Here is a 13141-nt window from a genome sequence, read left to right on the forward strand (position 1 = left end):
ATAAAGATGAAAACTGAAATAAATACGAAATATTTCTACTCAGAATTAAACGAAGGAACTCTGGTTCTTTATTTGAACTATAGTTTAATTCTGGAACAAGAAACCTTTGATCATAGAAATCAGTTATTGAGTTTTTTGGATGAGGTAAATGAAAATCAAGATGTTAAAGTTTTGGTTATCAGAAATAATCATCCGGATTTTAACTTGGATAAATACAAAGAAAAGTGGAATGCATTATACGAGGCTAGTAATTACGAGGGTAATATTTTAAGGGTATTTAGAACATTTAATCAATTGCTTCTGAAAATTAAATCGATGCATAAGATTGTTTTTTCAGTTTACTCGAAGCCTGTTAGTGCTATGTTGTTTAGTTTAAGCATGGCTGCAGATCTGAGATTTGTTTCGCGTGATTTTTATATTGATAACGACAACTACAATTTTGTGAATATCCCCAAAGGAGGTGCAACTTTTGTAGAATCGAACCTGATGTACGTAAATCCGGTAAAAATGCTTTTCCAGTCTGATAAGGTTCATTCATCCGATTTGCTTCAAAAACATATTATAGATGAGGCTTATAACCAGGAAGAGTTAAAAGAAAGAGTTCTTAAGCTTGCAGAACGCTATTCAAGGTTCGATTATATCGAATTTGAAGCAGTAAAAATAGTTCAGCAAAGCAGAATACAGAAACTTGATATTTGTTTACAAGAGGAAAATGATTATTTATTAACCTGTATTCGCAAGAAGAAAAATTTAAATGATCGGAAAATATCTCGAATTAAATAATTTCAAATCCAATGAAACGAGCATGATTAAAAAAATCATTAAGACTATAACAATGATTATTTTAATCTTGTGGCTTCCATCTGACAATACAAAAAAAACGATAAACAGATGAATAATATAATAGTAAAGATATCAATGGCCCTTTTTCTTGGGCTGTTGATGATTCCAAAAATAAATGCACAAGAAGTTTTAACACTTCACGATTGCAAACAAAAAGCAATGGACCACAACCAAACGGTAAAGTCTGCTTTATCCGATTTGGAGTCGAGTGAGGCTTCGCTAACATTGAGTAAGAGATCTATGTTGCCTGCATTTGATATATCATCAAGCTATACTTATTTATCCGATCCTAATCAGATGATTGTTCCGGGCTTTGAGTTGCCAACAGTTGATGGATTACCAAGTGGAGTATATTCTCCGGCAAGCATAAGCGATTTGGCTTATGAAAATTCTTATTCAGCAAGTTTAGGAATGAGCTTGCCTATTTATATGGGCGGAAAATTAAGACATGCAAATAAACTGTCTTCTCTTTCTTTATCAATGGCCGAGGATAATGTTGATTTAAGCAAATCTGATTTGTTATTAGATGTAGAAACAAAATACTGGAATGTTGTGTCTTTGCAGGAACAAAAAGGAGTAGTAGAGAAATCTATTGCACTTTTAACCGATGTATTAAAAGAAGTTCGCAACAGATATGAAACTGGGGTTGTAACCAAAAACGAAGTGTTAAAAACACAAGTGGAGTTAAACAATTCAAAATTGTCATTGATTGAAGTATCCAATAATTTAGAATTGGCAAAAATGAGTTTAAATCAAAGTATTGGTAATGGAATTACATCAAAAATTAACATTCAGGACTCTATAATTAATATACCAGAGCAATTAGCTGCCATTTCGTATAGTGAAAATCATCTGGATAGCCGACCAGAAATAAAAATGCTAAACAATCAGGTAGAAATGTCTAAAGTTGAGAAAAAGATAACAAATGCTGATTATCTGCCTCAGATTGTATCTTATGCAAATTATGTGTCACAAAATCCAAATCGCTACGCACAGCAGGAAAATGAATTTACCTTTAATGCTGGTGTTACAATGAGTATTCCGGTGTTTCATTGGGGCGAGAAAAAGCTGAAGAAAGTGCAAAATAAAATTGCAATTCAAAAAGCTGAACTTGATTTGGAAGAGAGTTCTGAACTAATCATATTAGAAATAAGACAAGCAATTTTTCGTTTGAAGGAAGCTTTGGTGAAATTAGATTTTACAACAACATCACTCGAGCAGGCAAATGAAAACTTAAAACTTGAGACAAATCGTTTAATGGAAGGTGTAACAACTACCAGAGATTTATTAGATGCGCAATTGCAATGGCAACAATCACGTGCCAGTTATATCAATGCAAAAACAGAAGTAAAAACCAACGAAGCTAAATATTATAAGTCAATTGGAGATTTAAGACTTTAGTTTTTGAAAGCAAAACACAAATTAATCTAGATAATAGATATATAATTTTTTAAATAGTTTTTGGTTTAATTAGTAGGTTTGGACAGGTTGGTTGTACTAATTATTATTAGAATTTAAGATATATTCGATTTAATATTTGCGTGTTATTCGGAGGTCTAAATAACTTATTAGTGGGTATTAAGTTATTGGTTTAGGACTAAATGTCAAGTGTAAATTTTTTAATAGTAGATATTCATGTTACAGCCAGCCTGTTCTTTAATCTTTAAAATAAGTTATTTCTTTTGTATGGCTTCAGATAAAAATTGATTGAATAATGTAAGGTTAAAATATCTTAATAAAAATTAAACAAGCTAAATTAGAGAACACCCAATTGAAATAATAATTAGTTTTACTTCGATAATTTGAAAGAATAGAACCACCTCAAAAATCTGCAATAAGCACAGATTTGATTCTGAATTCTACAGATAAATTTTAAGATTGAATAAAAGTAATGAATAATATTTTTCAATAAAGCAACAGAAGTAAACTAAGTAAACAAATGTAGTTTATAAGGTTATATTGATATTAGAAAATCTGAATTATGGATAGTAATAATAAAAGAACAGGAAGCCTTATTTCAATTCAGGATTCTTTAGTTAAAGCTAGATTCCTGGGAGAAGTAATTATGGGGGAAACTGCTGAAATTTCAGTAGATGGAAAACTCCTTCAGGCAGAAGTGCTGCAAATAATTCCTGATCATACGAATGCAAATGCCGGAATTGTAGAAATGCAGGTGTTTGAAGATTTAACCGGAGCACAAATTGGTGATTTGGTTGAATTTAAAGGAACGCCTTTGTCGGTGCTTTTAGGTCCGGGACTTTTAACCAGTATTTGGGACGGACTACAAAATCCATTGTATAAACTAGGAGAACAGAATGCTTATTTGGTGCCGGGAATGAAAGCGCCAGCGCTTGATGAGGAGAAATTGTGGGATTTTACACCATCTGTAAAAGTTGGTGATATCCTAAGTGGTGGAGATGCTATTGGGTCTGTTCCGGAAGGTAAATTACTACATAAAATTCTTGTGCCATTTAGCTTTGGCAAATGCAAAGTAGAAAGTATAATAAATAAGAATTCTGTAAATATAACACAAGAAGTTGCTGTTGTTAGCGATGAGCATAAGAATAAGCACGTTCTGAAACTGGTATTTCAACAGCCGGTAAAATCACCAATTCCGTTTAAAGAGCGAGCAATTCCAAGCCAGACCATTTCGACAGGTGTACGTGTAATTGATTTGCTGGCACCAGTAGGATATGGCGGTACGGTAGGAAATCCAGGACCATTTGGTGCAGGAAAAACAGTTTTGCAACACTCGCTTTGTAAATATGCTTTAGCTGATATAATTATTATGGCTGCATGCGGCGAACGTGCAGGAGAGGCCGTTGAGGTGTTTAAAGATTTTGCAGAATTAGACGATCCTACAACAGGTGAATCTTTAATGAACCGGATGTGTATTTTTGGTAACACCAGTTCTATGCCGGTTGCAGCACGTGAAGCCAGTGTATTTATTGCGCTAACTGTTGGGGAGTATTATCGATATCAGGGATATAATGTAATTCTTTTGGCCGATTCAACTTCTCGCTGGGCTCAGGCTCTTCGCGAACGTAGTGGGAGACAGGGAGATATTCCCGGACCGGAAGCTTTTCCGATGGATATTCCCGACCAGATTAAAGGTATGTATCAACGCGCCGGTGCTGATGTTGCAACTGGAGGTTCATTAACATTTATTGGAACAGTATCTCCGGCAGGAGGTAACTTTCAGGAACCGGTAACACAAGCAACAATGGATGCCACCGGAGGTTTTTGGGGATTGTCTCAGGATCGTGCCGATGCAAAAAAATATCCGGCTATCGATCCGTTGGCTTATACCACTTCGGTTTACGACAGTTTTATTTCGTGGAACGATAGAAACAAAATGTTGCAAATATTGCAGGAAGCAAATGGAATCGACCAAACCATTAGTACCATTGGTTTGAAAAAAGTACCAGTCGAAAAATATGTTCTTTATCAAAAAGGACAAACCATCGATTTTTGTGTAATGCAGCAAGATGCTTTTCACGAGCTTGATGCTTGTACACGACCCGAACGGTTGACAGTTATCAATCAGGCAGTTCAAAAATTAATCGATAATCCGATTGAATTTTCACAAAATGGAATGGAAGATGAAGAGCTGAAAGAGATGGTGAAAGCAAAATTCGACGAATTGCGCCAATGGTGGAAAGACTGGAACAGCAGTGCTTATGATGAGGAGCAAATTGCATTGTTACCACAACAAATTGAACAGTTTATTTTACAAGAGGAGTATGCATTATGATACGAAAAGAAATAAATAAAATAAGTGAGGTTGGAAAAGCTTTGATTTCGGTAGAAGGAAATCCGGGTGTGGCGCTAAATCATGTGGTAGAGCTGCTCGAGGCAGATACAAATCAAAGTCTTTCCTTTGCAAAAGCCATTAATATTACCGAGGATTCAACTCGTTTTCAGGTGTTTAATGGTACGCAGGGATTGAGTACGAAAACAAAAATCCGAATGCACGAAGTTCCCTTAACAGCGGGTTTTTCGCATAATATGCTGGGGCGTAGTTTCGATGGAATTGGAAATGTTGCTGATGGAGGTCCTGAAGTTATTTTTGAGAAACAGGTGTCCACACGTTTGGATACTTTGAATCCTACAGCCCGTTTGGTGCCCAAGCAGGCATTGTGGACGGGTATTCCTATGATTGATGTGTTTAATACTCTGTTAAAATCGCAGAAGATTCCAATTTTCGCAGGTCCTACCGAACCTTATAATCGTTTGCTTTCTCAAATTGCAAAAGGAGCACAGGCCGATGTAATTATTTTTGCCGGAATTGGATTAAAGTTCGATGAATATCAATATTTCAAAGAACAGCTTTCTCAATCTGGAAACATCGATAAAACCATCATGTTTACTCACCTTGCCGGCGATTCTCAGATTAAAGGATTAATGTTGCCAGATGTAGCTCTGGGAGTAGCGCGCGAATTTGCTGATCAGGGACAAGATGTATTGGTATTGCTTACAGATATGACCAATTGGTCGAATATTTTACGAAATGTAGCCAACTATCAGGATCAGATTCCATCCCTACAGGGATATCCGGGATCGCTTTATTCTGAGTTGGCCAAGCGTTACGAAGTGGCTGCAGATATTGAAGATTCAGGTTCAATTACCATTATTGGAGCAACAACACTGGAATCGCTCGAAGATCCTGTGCCTGATAATACAGGTTACATTACCGAAGGACAGTTTTTTCTTGAGAATGGTAAGTTGAAGTTAGCACGTTCGCTTTCGCGATTAAAACAAGCTGTTAACGGAAAAACCCGAAACGATCATCGCCCGATAATGACTGCCATGGCATCTTTACTTGCCGATGCCGAAAAAGCTTATGAAGCAGCAGAAGTTGGAGCCGCAAATGATGCATTTTCACAAAAACTTTTGCGCTACAGAGAAGATTTTATTGCAAATATGGAAGAACCATTTGGCGAACCTATTGAGCTGGAAGCTGCTCTGGATAAATGCTGGGATATTCTGAAAAGACATTTTGAACCAAATGAAACAGGTCTAAGTAAGAAACTGATTGAGGAATATTGGAGTGAGAACTAAGGACTAAGCATAAAAACGACAGTAAAGATGACTGATAATACTAAAGAAAATTTGGAGGGTATAGTTTCCAAATTAAAAGAAAAAGGAATAAACGCAGGAGAATCGGAAAAACAAAGAATTATTGAAGAAGCCAAAAAGCAGGCCGAAGTAATTATCGCTGAAGCGGAATTGTTAAGAAAAAATATTTTGAATGATGCGAAAATGAAAGCCGAACAGGTGGAGGGAAATTCTCGCAAAGCTATTGCTCAGGCTTCGAGAGATATGGTTGAGGCAACAAAAATATCAATTCTTCAACATTTAAAATCAGTTTTTGGGAAACAATGCGAAGCTTTATTTACTCAGGAACAATTTTTACAGGAATTGGTAAAGTCGGTTGTGAGTATAATTTCGGGAAATAAAACAGTAGCAGTGCCACAAGATACAATAAAAGCAATGGAATCATACCTATTGAAACAATTGTTTTCGGAGCAAATTGTATTGAAACCGCTTGGCGATAGTAGCGCTAAAATTATTATGGATTCGACAGATAAAAAAGGAGTTCAGTTTGTTTTAAGTGCGCAGGATGTGGAAGAGGCTTTGTTTTCCTTATTGAATAAGGATTTGGTTGAACGGATCACTAACAATCAGGAGGAGTAGTTATGTCGAACATGGTATATCTTATGAGTAGTTTGCCATCTTTGACATTTGGGCATATTCCACCAATTTCATTGAGCGAGTTTAATAATGATGCTAAAAATCAATTGTCGGCGAAGCAGTTTAGAATGTTGGAAGCGCTTGATATAGTTGGTATAAAAGGAAATGACAATGCAGGATTGAAGAGTGTGAATAGCATGTTGGAAAGTGTGAATCGTGACCTTTCGGAAGTGCGAAAAGCCAAAATGCAAAATCGACAGCCTACTTTGGACCGATTACCAGTATCTGTTACATCAGGAAATCCGTTGGAGCGTGAAAAACAAATCATGAAATACGTATGGGAGGAATTAGATTCCATAGAATCGGGTAAAACATTTACAATGACCGAAGTAATGGTTTATAAGCTAAAGCTACAGATTTTATGCAGGATAAATTCCTTTGATTTGAAACGAGGAGCAGAGGTTTTGGCATCGGTTGTAAATCCAACTAAAAAAGAGGAGGATGAATAATGGCAGGTGTAAAAATTAAATATACAAAAACCGAACAAGCTCGTCAGAAAAAGATTTTGAAGGTGTCGGAAAGGATGTTGCCTTTATTTGAAGCCATGGAAAAATCGTTGATGGCAACTGTAAATGCAATTTCGGAGCGGATTGAAGACATTAAAGAACAGATTGAGTGGAACAGAAAAGCTGCGGAAGCATGGCTTGCCGTAATGAGTGATTCGTGGGTTGATATTGATGAATTTATATCAGTAGATAAAATAATTACCAAAGCGGTTGATGTTGCCGGTGTGCGGGTGCAGCAATACGAAGGTGTTGATTTTAAAGTGATGCCCATTAACGAAGATACGCCTTTATGGGTGGATGATGCTATTGTTTTAATGCAGGATCAGTTGCAGTTGCGGGCAGAAATAAAATGTTTGAAAGATCAAATTGATTTGCTTGAAGAGGAATTGCTTGATGTTCGTGCAAGGGTAAAATTATTTGAGAATCGTCGCATACCGAATGCAAAAATGGCCATACGAAAAATTGGTTCGAAACTACAGGATGATGAGCGATTGACAATTGCGACTGCAAAAGTTGTTAAAACCAGTAAACAAGGGGAGGCCAGGCTATGATAATAAAAATGAAAAAGCTAATGCTCCTGATGCCCGAATCGGCAGTTGATGTAGATGCCAATCTTAGGGTTCTTGGAGAACTTGGTGTAATGCATGTTTCTCCCTTGCAGGTCGCTAAAGATGAGTCGATTGATAGAGTAGATGCGCGGATTAAGCAATTCGAAAAAGCAATTGCAATTCTGGATAGCTACGATGAAGAAAAAGATTCAAATTTGGATCTTACAGAAATCAGAGATTATTCAAAACTTGAAAGAGGTGAGATTCTTTTAATGGAACGGGTTTTAGAGACCGAGAACAAGAAAAAGACTTTAGAGAATACAAAGCTGAACCTAAAAAATGATTTGGATTGGTATGGCAATTGGGGAAAGGTATCGCTTCAGGACATTAAAGAACTCAATGAAAATGGTATTTGGATAAAATTGTATCTTCTTACTGATAGAGAATTAAAACAGGTTTTTGGGCGCGAGGATATTTATGTTGTTGGTAGATGTAATGATTTAAACCAGGTAGTATTTATTAGTGAAGATGCAGATAAAAAACTGGACTATCAGGAAATTTATTTTCCATTGTCGGACTTTTATCAGGATAAAATATCAAATGAGAATACCGAGAAGCAACTGGAAGAAAATAAAAAGATTTTGCTTCACTTGCAGGCTCAAAAAGATGTATTGAAAAATGCGCTCGATGAAAGAAAACGTCGGTTAGATGTGCGTAACATTCAATACGGAGGAATTGCTATTGATAATCAGGTGCGCTGCTGGAAAGGATTTATACCCGAAGATCGAGTAGATGAATTTGTGGGAGTAGCAGAGAAATATAGTTGGGGCTATGTAATTGAAGAGCCAACAGCCGAAGAAATAGACGAGGTTCCTACTCTTGTTCGCACATTGCCCTGGGCAGAACGAATTAAACCTGTAATGGATTTTATGGGATTGGTTCCGGGCTACAAAGAGCTTGATGTTTCGAAGGTGTTCATGATTTTTTTCACCTTTTTTAGTGGAATTCTTGTGGGAGACGCAGGCTATGGATTGGTATTTTTATTGATTACCTTTTTTGTGCATCGTCAGCAAAAATTTGCAAAGAAAATAGAGTTTAATTTGTTCTATACACTTTCAGTTTCCATTCTATTTTGGGGAATATTAACCGGAACCTATTTTGGATCGGCAGCCATTGCAGAAGTACCAATATTGCATAGTTTAAGAATCGAAAAGCTTGCCAGTTTCGGGGGTGATAGTCTTTTTATACAGAAATTAATGTTTCTGATTGGTGCCATTCATCTTACCATAGGGCATTTTCAAGTAGCCTGGAGATACAGCAATAGCGTAAAAGCCATAGCGCAGTTGGGTTGGGTGTCAATTATTTGGGGTTTGTATTTGGTTGTAAATCAAATGGTATTAGGAATCCCTGCTCCGGGGATCATGATTTGGCTTTTTGTTGCAGGAGCTGTATTAATAGCATTGTTCTCTAATCCGGGAACCAATTTTGTAAAAGGAATGCTTTCGTCGCTGGCAAATTTGCCACTTAGCATTATCAACGGTTTCTCGGATATTATATCATACATAAGATTGTATGCTGTGGGTTTATCAACAGTATTAATGGCAGCAAGTTTTAATCAAATGGCATTGGGCGATGGTGTTACTACGCTGGCATCGGGATTGGGTGCTGTTGTCGTACTAATCCTAGGACACGGATTAAACATGATTCTTGCATTAATGGCAATACTGGTTCATGGTGTGCGCTTAAACATGCTTGAATATGCGGGTCATGCATCGGTAGAATTTTCGGGGAATGAGTACACCCCATTCAAATTAAAAAATAAGTAAAGTTTTAAAAATTCAATAATATGTTATTAACAGTAGTAAACGGCTTTGGTGGACATGCTATCGCCTTAGGAATTGCAGGTGTAGGTTCGGCAATAGGAACAGGAATTGCTGGTATGGGAGCTTTAGGGCTTTGGAAACAGTCTATAAAAGACAAGAAGAAACTTCCTGCATTGGCATTAGCAATGGTAGGTATGCCTTTAAGTCAGGTAATTTATGGTATGATATTTATGAACTCATTGATGGGTGCAAATCTCAATCCGGATAGTTATATGAATCAGATGATTTGGGCATTTTTTGTAGGTATTGCTATTGCTGCATCGGCAATTATGCAGGGTAAAGTTGGAGCTGCCGCATGTGCAAATTTAGCTGTTGACGATAAGCAGGGGTCTGGAATGTATATTGCAGTTATGGGTGTTATAGAAACAGTTGCTCTTCTTGCTATGGTATTTGGAATGGGAGGTATTCCTGCAGCATAATTAATAATTTTGATTGGTAATTAACTTAGATTTGTAAAGCAGTTCCTTAAATTAATAAGGGCTGCTTTTTTTGTAATAGTTAGGATACAGCTTTTACTTCTGTGTGAAATCAGGATAGGGGTTTGCTGTAGATTGATTTTAAAATCTGAAAATCGATGCAAATAATAGAATTGTTTTAATTGTAGATTTGATAAATATGTGTGAGAATATGAATCAAACTTATTTCATGTAATCTTGTTGCTGTACAATAAGAACTTTTCCATCTTCTACTGATGCTGTATATCCATAATCGTAACAGAAATAGTATAAAATGCCATTTTTACTTTTCCAGGTATGGGTTAGATGTTTAAAATCCATACCTAATTTTTTGAGAAATGATTTTCGAACCGTTGCTTTGCCCGACGGACAGGCTTTGTATAAAGCTCTTCTGTTTGCTCTTAATTGTTTGTTTATAAGTCGTATGTAGGATTCGTACGATTGACTAATTTGGTTGTGATAAGCACTTTTACACTGGCTATTGCAAAATTTTTTATCGGCACGACCCACAAATGGTTCTTTGCAGTATAAACATTTTTTTTGTTGCATGGCTTAAAGCTTTACTATTCGTTTTATAGACGTTTGTAATCGTTTATAAGCGTCTGTAAAACACTTAATATAAGAATTCAATTTATATTTCCAGTAAAAAAGATGAAACAAAATAGGCCTATCATTTATTTAAATCACGTAAAAAATAGTAATGAGGATATTTCGATTCTTTATTTTAAGAGCAATGATGCCATTGTATCACGAATTGCTAAAAACAGCTGGATTGTATGGAGTGTGGAGCATAAGGCATATAAAGTAAAAAATACAGCGCAAACCATAGGACTACTAAAAGATCTTTTTTACGATATCGCAGATGTAAGTACAAAATATTTTGAGGCAAGTATTAAAAATAATACCAAATCTATTTCGATTGGGAGTGCTACTTATTTTAAGGGAGTGTTGGAACCGGCATCAAAATTGGCTTGCATTACACTTGTGCCCTATAAAAATGAGGAAAATAGATGGATAGTTGTGAAGTACAATAACAAAGCTCGTATTAATAAGATACTGGTTAAAAATAAATATGCGCAGTGGAATAAAGATTTACATTTATTTGTAATAAATCCTAAGGTAAAAGAGATTGCTTTATTTCTTAATTCGGTGACCAATTGTTTAAAAATAAGATTGCATAACGAGCTGGAGATAAGAGATTACAGAATAATGCAAATTTTATTCGAACAAGCCTATGTAAAGGGAGTTTACTTTAAAAGTTGTCCGATAGAATATCTGCAATACATGGTGCTTAAGGGCTATAGTATAAATACAATTACTACATATTATTATTTTTTACTGCGTTTTATAAATTCATTTAAACATGATAAGATAAATAGGATAAATGAATTTAATTCGGAAATAATAAATACCTATCATCAGAATATGATGGCCGAAAAATCGTGTAGTGAACAAACTATTAATCAATCGATAAATGCCATAAAATATTATTACAGCAATATTTTGGGAAAGAATATTGAAATAAATCAGGTAATAAGACCAAAACTTGGACGAAAACTCCCAAAAGTGTGGAATAAGGAAGAGATTCAGCAAATATTTAATGCTGTTACCAATGTAAAACACAAAGCCTTATTGTATTTGGTGTATGGTAGCGGTTTAAGAATAGGCGAAGCATTAAACCTTAAGATAGAGCATATCGATTCGAATAGAATGTTAATAAATGTGTGCAAAGCCAAAGGCAAAAAGGACAGATCGACCATTATGGGCGAGACAACTTTGATTACACTTAGAGAGTATTATAAAAAATACAAACCAAAAGATTATTTGTTCGAGGGTCAGTTTGGAGGTAAATATTCATCGTGCAGTGCAGGAAAAATACTTGCTAATGCTATTGCAAAATCTAAAGTTCCAAAACGAGGAGGCCTTCATTCTTTACGTCATAGTTTTGCCACTCATTTATTAGAATCGGGTACCGATTTGCGTTATATTCAGGTGCTTCTAGGTCATAATTCTTCTAAAACTACCGAAATATATACCCATGTGAGCAATAAAAATTTGCGCCTAATAAAAAGTCCATTAGATGACATTACCTTATAAAATATTTATTATTTTAGCTATTGCATTTAAAAGTAACTTAACACATAATAAATATAAGCCTAATATAGGTAGGGTTACTGAATAGTTGTACAGCATTAGGACAGACCGAATCATGAGAATTTTAACAACCATATTATTATTTGGAACATTTTTGATAACCAACGCTCAGAAAACAATTACCTATGAAAAGCTCTTAGATGAATTGATAAATTCTTCTGAACCTGATATCATTTCTATTTATTCATATCAGTTGGAACAAAAGGCCGAGTTATATCTGATTGATTTGGTTATGGACGGCATATTATCGGAGCCTCCTTTATATAACACAGAGACAAAGACACAATTGACCGCTGAAATTGTAACAACTGCAGAAGTGAGAAAACGGATTGTCAACTCATTAAATTCAAATGGATTTTTGGATAGTTTATATTTGAGGACTGATACCGTTTATACAAATCTAAAGGTTCATAATGACTATTTTGTGATTGAGAGACCTTTGATTGTTCTCGAAATTCTGCATGGATATGAAGGTGGAATAATGCAGACATATATAAAAGTGGATAGTGATATGCGAGTTGATAAAATTCTTGAAATTTTAAGTGCAAACTTGAACAAGAAACAACAAAGGTTTTTTAAGCAATTCGGGGAAAACATCAAAAGACTAGAACATTGATGATTAAAAGAAAACAGTTAAGTTTTTTTGGATTGGCATTGATTGTCATTTCAGCAGGATTGATAGTGAGAGAAATATTACAGTACGATAAACTTCCAGGAATGGATGACCCAATCAGTCAGGTCGCTGATTTTTTTAAGTATAAGGAAAATGCCGTTACGAATGGAATTATATGGTCTGGTTTATTAATAATTGGATTGATTATATATTTGAAAAACAAGGAAATAAAGGAATAACGCTGTACAACAATAAATATGCGTAATGCGGGGCGATGTGGTAAATTTGAACATTAAAGCATTAAATAAACAAATTAGCGGTTTGATAGTGAAGTGCCTTGAAATCCCGCACTACGCATATTTGAGCCGTTGTATGCAAGCGAAAA

The 13141-nt window shown here is 35.5% G+C and carries 13 protein-coding genes; 12 read left to right on the forward strand and 1 reads right to left on the reverse strand.

Going from position 1 to position 13141, the window contains the following annotated elements:
- The first annotated feature begins 6 nt into the window (after positions 1–6).
- From ACT3CE_RS15585 to ACT3CE_RS15625, 9 genes are all read left to right on the forward strand, one after another.
- The gene (locus ACT3CE_RS15585; protein ID WP_444710695.1) at positions 7–783 is read left to right on the forward strand and encodes an enoyl-CoA hydratase/isomerase family protein; all 777 of its coding nucleotides are present in this window, start codon (positions 7–9) and stop codon (positions 781–783) included.
- A gap of 108 nt (positions 784–891) precedes the next feature.
- The gene (locus ACT3CE_RS15590; RefSeq protein WP_444710696.1) at positions 892–2244 is read left to right on the forward strand and encodes a TolC family protein; all 1353 of its coding nucleotides are present in this window, start codon (positions 892–894) and stop codon (positions 2242–2244) included.
- Between the two features lie 580 nt (positions 2245–2824).
- Complete coding sequence (locus tag ACT3CE_RS15595) at positions 2825–4597, forward strand: V-type ATP synthase subunit A (protein ID WP_444710697.1); 1773 nt, start codon at positions 2825–2827, stop codon at positions 4595–4597.
- Entirely contained in the window at positions 4594–5904 is a 1311-nt protein-coding gene (locus ACT3CE_RS15600; RefSeq protein WP_444710698.1) for a V-type ATP synthase subunit B, read from the forward strand. Before ACT3CE_RS15595 ends, ACT3CE_RS15600 begins: the two co-directional genes overlap by 4 nt.
- A 27-nt stretch (positions 5905–5931) precedes the next feature.
- Positions 5932–6540, forward strand: coding sequence for a hypothetical protein (locus tag ACT3CE_RS15605; RefSeq protein ID WP_444710699.1), 609 nt, complete (start codon positions 5932–5934; stop codon positions 6538–6540).
- A gap of 2 nt (positions 6541–6542) precedes the next feature.
- Positions 6543–7046 (forward strand): DUF2764 family protein, encoded by a 504-nt coding sequence (locus tag ACT3CE_RS15610; protein WP_444710700.1) that lies wholly within the window; start codon positions 6543–6545, stop codon positions 7044–7046.
- Positions 7046–7654: a V-type ATP synthase subunit D gene (locus ACT3CE_RS15615; protein ID WP_444710701.1), complete on the forward strand. Its 609-nt coding sequence runs from the start codon at positions 7046–7048 to the stop codon at positions 7652–7654. Before ACT3CE_RS15610 ends, ACT3CE_RS15615 begins: the two co-directional genes overlap by 1 nt.
- Before the next feature lie 8 nt (positions 7655–7662).
- Positions 7663–9477 (forward strand): V-type ATP synthase subunit I, encoded by a 1815-nt coding sequence (locus tag ACT3CE_RS15620; RefSeq protein WP_444710702.1) that lies wholly within the window; start codon positions 7663–7665, stop codon positions 9475–9477.
- Between the two features lie 20 nt (positions 9478–9497).
- Complete coding sequence (locus ACT3CE_RS15625) at positions 9498–9953, forward strand: hypothetical protein (protein WP_444710703.1); 456 nt, start codon at positions 9498–9500, stop codon at positions 9951–9953.
- Positions 9954–10172: 219 nt separating this feature from the next.
- On the opposite strand, the gene ACT3CE_RS15630 is transcribed toward ACT3CE_RS15625, so the two are convergent.
- Positions 10173–10538, reverse strand: coding sequence for a hypothetical protein (locus ACT3CE_RS15630; protein WP_444710704.1), 366 nt, complete (start codon positions 10536–10538; stop codon positions 10173–10175).
- Positions 10539–10640: 102 nt separating this feature from the next.
- On the opposite strand from ACT3CE_RS15630, the gene ACT3CE_RS15635 reads away from it, so the two are divergent.
- The 3 genes from ACT3CE_RS15635 (at position 10641) to ACT3CE_RS15645 (ending at position 12995) form a co-directional block, all read left to right on the forward strand.
- Positions 10641–12086, forward strand: coding sequence for a tyrosine-type recombinase/integrase (locus ACT3CE_RS15635; protein ID WP_444710705.1), 1446 nt, complete (start codon positions 10641–10643; stop codon positions 12084–12086).
- Between the two features lie 112 nt (positions 12087–12198).
- On the forward strand, positions 12199–12759 hold the full coding sequence (locus ACT3CE_RS15640) for a hypothetical protein (RefSeq protein WP_444710706.1): 561 nt from the start codon (positions 12199–12201) through the stop codon (positions 12757–12759).
- Positions 12759–12995 (forward strand): hypothetical protein, encoded by a 237-nt coding sequence (locus tag ACT3CE_RS15645; RefSeq protein ID WP_444710707.1) that lies wholly within the window; start codon positions 12759–12761, stop codon positions 12993–12995. The genes ACT3CE_RS15640 and ACT3CE_RS15645 overlap by 1 nt, the downstream gene beginning before the upstream one ends.
- Positions 12996–13141: the final 146 nt, after the last annotated feature.

Source organism: Marinifilum sp. RC60d5, assembly GCF_052400665.1.
In the GTDB taxonomy this organism is placed as follows: Bacteria; Bacteroidota; Bacteroidia; order Bacteroidales; family Marinifilaceae; genus JBQTGK01.

Bases quoted from the DNA above. Each gene is read 5' to 3' on its own strand.
- ACT3CE_RS15585 (WP_444710695.1), top strand. From the start codon at position 7: ATGAAAACTGAAATAAATACGAAATATTTCTACTCAGAATTAAACGAA.
- ACT3CE_RS15590 (WP_444710696.1), top strand. From the start codon at position 892: ATGAATAATATAATAGTAAAGATATCAATGGCCCTTTTTCTTGGGCTG.
- ACT3CE_RS15595 (WP_444710697.1), top strand. From the start codon at position 2,825: ATGGATAGTAATAATAAAAGAACAGGAAGCCTTATTTCAATTCAGGAT.
- ACT3CE_RS15600 (WP_444710698.1), top strand. From the start codon at position 4,594: ATGATACGAAAAGAAATAAATAAAATAAGTGAGGTTGGAAAAGCTTTG.
- ACT3CE_RS15605 (WP_444710699.1), top strand. From the start codon at position 5,932: ATGACTGATAATACTAAAGAAAATTTGGAGGGTATAGTTTCCAAATTA.
- ACT3CE_RS15610 (WP_444710700.1), top strand. From the start codon at position 6,543: ATGTCGAACATGGTATATCTTATGAGTAGTTTGCCATCTTTGACATTT.
- ACT3CE_RS15615 (WP_444710701.1), top strand. From the start codon at position 7,046: ATGGCAGGTGTAAAAATTAAATATACAAAAACCGAACAAGCTCGTCAG.
- ACT3CE_RS15620 (WP_444710702.1), top strand. From the start codon at position 7,663: ATGAAAAAGCTAATGCTCCTGATGCCCGAATCGGCAGTTGATGTAGAT.
- ACT3CE_RS15625 (WP_444710703.1), top strand. From the start codon at position 9,498: ATGTTATTAACAGTAGTAAACGGCTTTGGTGGACATGCTATCGCCTTA.
- ACT3CE_RS15630 (WP_444710704.1), bottom strand. From the start codon at position 10,538: ATGCAACAAAAAAAATGTTTATACTGCAAAGAACCATTTGTGGGTCGT.
- ACT3CE_RS15635 (WP_444710705.1), top strand. From the start codon at position 10,641: ATGAAACAAAATAGGCCTATCATTTATTTAAATCACGTAAAAAATAGT.
- ACT3CE_RS15640 (WP_444710706.1), top strand. From the start codon at position 12,199: ATGAGAATTTTAACAACCATATTATTATTTGGAACATTTTTGATAACC.
- ACT3CE_RS15645 (WP_444710707.1), top strand. From the start codon at position 12,759: ATGATTAAAAGAAAACAGTTAAGTTTTTTTGGATTGGCATTGATTGTC.